Here is a 3,228-nt window from a genome sequence, read left to right on the forward strand (position 1 = left end):
CGGAAATTCCGACATACTGCTTCCGAAGTTTCTCGGTGATCGGTAAAATCAGGATCCATCTTCAATACAACCTGGAAATAAGAACGGCCCTCATCTGTCTCAAATTCAGCTTCGGGCGATCCAGAACTCGTCACCCCACAGTCACTCAGCCCTTATATTGGCCCTCATATCCTTAAAGAAGCGAAACATGTCGCCCGCTAACTTGGGCCCGCAGCAGTTACACAACCGCATCCAAACCAATTTCCCCACTCATCTGTTATCGAACTATACCAAGCACAATGACCCACCATGGCCAAAAAGAAAATCGCCACCCAAACGCTCATGGACGAAGCGCGTCAAATTGAAAGGGAGGGAAAGCATGCGGACGCACTGAAAATATACCGTGCATTGACCCGTCGTAAGCACCTGAATGCCGAAGCCTATAATCGGATGATGATTATCCTCCGTAAGCAAAAGAAGTACAACGCCGAGCTGGAGGTCATCCAGCGAGCCATTGCCGCTATAGAAAAATCCATTGCCGCTAATCAGCAGGCCGTCAATCACCCAGCGCTTGGGCGTGGCTCCCGCTTTTTGGCGTTAAGCTTGTTGTAGTTGTCAATAGAAGTCATTATCTTTGTAACCAGTAGTTTAAAGTTATGGCAATTGCAATTAAATCAATACCTGTTCTTAAATCAGAGGCGGCTGAAGCATTTGAAAAGAAGGTGCATGCCAATAACGACAAGAGGGCTACCATTGATTTTTCAAAACAGATTAACCGAGCTGCCAGGATTTTAGCCAAGGCCAAAATCAAATAGACCCATTGTTTTGTTGTTAGACGAGTGTACCTTAAAACCTTATGGTGAAGAGCTATTTCATCAATGTGAACCATTTGACTGTGGAGATGGCGATTTGAATGATTTTTTTGCCAATGATTCCCTACATTATTCCCGGAATCTTATGGGCAAATCATATTGTTTCACGCGAGATGCTGACCCTCGGATAATTGTGTGTGCGTTTACTGTGTCCAATGATAGCATCAAGGTTTCTGATTTGCCCAATCGAGGTTTTACACTTTTGATTCGACTTTCAATAAATAGATTGATCGATTACCTTTGTCACCAAAACACCATCAATTATGCCCACGTTCCACACCGTACCCCTAGTCAAATCCATCGATGAATATGTTCCGGGGCAAACATTCGAACAGCTTGTCGTCAGTAGGCTTCAGCCGTTTTTCGGCCGTTCCATCCGCGAGCTCTGCACAGCGTTTTTGGTGAGTTATAAAGTGGACCAGCCCGGCATTTACCGAAAGCTCACGAAAGCAATTTTAGGCATACCGTTGGATAAGAAGATCGAAGAATTCGAGAAGGGCGATGTGCACATACGTATGGTATACACGCACGAACCACAGTACCCCAAGCGCCAAAAGCGCTATCTGCTATGGCATGTCGATCATCGGCAAACCGAACCATATCTCCATAAAATAGAATTTTGGACGCCTGCGGTAAGTGACACCAAACCTTTTTTATCACCCGCTTTATCGCCCGATAGCGGCTAAGCATTATCAGGTAAACACCCCCTACCTGCTTTATTAGACCTCTCTTGCTAGCCGTTCTTCAGTTTTGTCACCGATTTACGGTGTACTGCCAGCGAACGCAATTGCATGATTGCCATCCGGTTCAATTGGATCAATCGCTCGGATTGGGTCAATTCTTGGTGAATAAGTAACGCGTTCGTGCTTTCCATGTTTGACAATACAACCAATTGTTCGATAGATGCATAGTCCCGAACGTTACCCTGTTTATCCGGATTGTCATCTCGCCACTGCTTAGCTGTCTTGCCAAACAAGGCCATGTTCAGCACGTCAGCTTCGTTTGCATAAATGAAAGAAACTTGTGCTTTTGATAACGTCGCCGGAATCAGGTTTTCCTTGATGGCATCTGTATGGATGTGGTAGTTTACCTTGGCAAGCGTACGTTGAAAATCCCACTCAGCGTTTAGTCTACTGCTTTCTTCCTGTTTTAGTCGTTTAAACTCTTTTATCAAGTATACTTTGAACTCGGCACTAATCCACATTCCAAATTCAAAGGCGATATCCACATGGGCATATGTTCCTCCATATCTACCTGCTTTAGCGCTCAATCCTTTTGCGTTTGTTTTTTCTACCCACTCCTTAACGCTTATTCGATAGCTGTTCAATCCGGCCTGACTTTTAATTATGGCGAATTCGCCATAATTAAAATCTGGATTGTTCACCGACTCCCATATTCCCAAAAACTCTACCGTATTTCTATTTCTTAGCCAGTCCGAGATAAAGAAGTCACCGTCTTTTGCCTTTAGCATATCCGTTAGGGAGATAAAATCACCTGTACTGGCTGCAATAACAGTTATTTCCGTCCCTTTTACTTCCAATTTATTGTTTTTTGCCATGAGTAGGTTGCCATTTGGTTATATGGCAAAGGTACATTTTACTTTATATAAAAGCAAAAATTTTTAGCAAACATATTGCCGCTTCCAAAATCAAAACACGCTCATAATTAACTGGAATTTGGGCTAACTTAATTCAGCAGACAGCGTCTGCTGAATTTGACTCACAATCGGCATATCGGCAGGTGCCCAGTCGTATTGGTTCAAGTTATTTACGGTTACCCATTTGGCGTCCACGTGTTCTTCGAGTAGCAACGCGCCGCCTACCACATTAGCGATAAAGGGAATCAGTCGAATCCGGAAAGTGGGATAGTCGTGTTCCACCGGTTCGAGCTGTTTCACCACTTCAATGTTCAAATGCAGCTCTTCCCTTATCTCGCGCACAATGGTTGCAGCATCGTCTTCGCCCGGTTCTACCTTACCTCCCGGAAACTCCCATTTCATCGGCAAGTTCATTGTGCTGCTGCGTTGGCAAATCAATACTTTGCTTTCACGGATGATGATCGCACAGGTTACGATGAGCATGGGAAGTGTTTTCGTTTGGCTAAAGGTACAACTTTCCGTTATCTTAGTACTACTCTGCCGGGCCCGTGAGCGACGAACTCGGAATGCATCTTTAATACAACCTGGAAATAAGAACGCCCATTTAATTTAAGGCATGACCGATTGACAAAATGATAGAGAAAACAAGCAATATCCTAATTTATCAAAGTGAGGACGGGATTACCCGTATTGAGACCCGGTTGGAAAACGAAACGGTTTGGCTAACGCAAGCGCAAATGGCAGAGTTATTTCAAAAAGGGCGAACAACAGTTACCGAAC

5 protein-coding genes are annotated in these 3,228 nt (G+C 44.3%); 3 read left to right on the forward strand and 2 right to left on the reverse strand.

The features are described from left to right. The first annotated feature begins 288 nt into the window (after positions 1–288). The 3 genes from U9S71_RS20720 to U9S71_RS20730 all read left to right on the forward strand — a co-directional run bounded on the left by U9S71_RS20720 (position 289) and on the right by U9S71_RS20730 (position 1,537). Complete coding sequence (locus U9S71_RS20720) at positions 289–591, forward strand: hypothetical protein (RefSeq protein WP_326329765.1); 303 nt, start codon at positions 289–291, stop codon at positions 589–591. A 44-nt stretch (positions 592–635) separates the two neighbouring features. Then, complete coding sequence (locus U9S71_RS20725) at positions 636–794, forward strand: hypothetical protein (protein ID WP_326329767.1); 159 nt, start codon at positions 636–638, stop codon at positions 792–794. Positions 795–1,114: 320 nt separating this feature from the next. Beyond that, a complete protein-coding gene (locus U9S71_RS20730) occupies positions 1,115–1,537 on the forward strand; it encodes a hypothetical protein (RefSeq protein ID WP_326329768.1) in 423 nt (140 codons plus the stop codon). A gap of 47 nt (positions 1,538–1,584) precedes the next feature. Here the strand turns inward: U9S71_RS20730 and U9S71_RS20735 are convergent, their stop codons facing one another. Together U9S71_RS20735 and U9S71_RS20740 are read right to left on the reverse strand one after the other, a co-directional pair. After that, positions 1,585–2,409 carry a KilA-N domain-containing protein gene (locus U9S71_RS20735; protein WP_326329769.1) on the reverse strand — a complete coding sequence of 275 codons (825 nt, stop codon included), beginning with the start codon at positions 2,407–2,409 and terminating at the stop codon, positions 1,585–1,587. Between the two features lie 123 nt (positions 2,410–2,532). Continuing rightward, on the reverse strand, positions 2,533–2,931 hold the full coding sequence (locus U9S71_RS20740; RefSeq protein WP_326329770.1) for a (deoxy)nucleoside triphosphate pyrophosphohydrolase: 399 nt from the start codon (positions 2,929–2,931) through the stop codon (positions 2,533–2,535). Positions 2,932–3,228 lie beyond the last annotated feature (297 nt).

Source organism: Parapedobacter flavus (genome assembly GCF_035818675.1).
GTDB classification, from domain to species: domain Bacteria; phylum Bacteroidota; class Bacteroidia; order Sphingobacteriales; family Sphingobacteriaceae; genus Parapedobacter; species Parapedobacter flavus.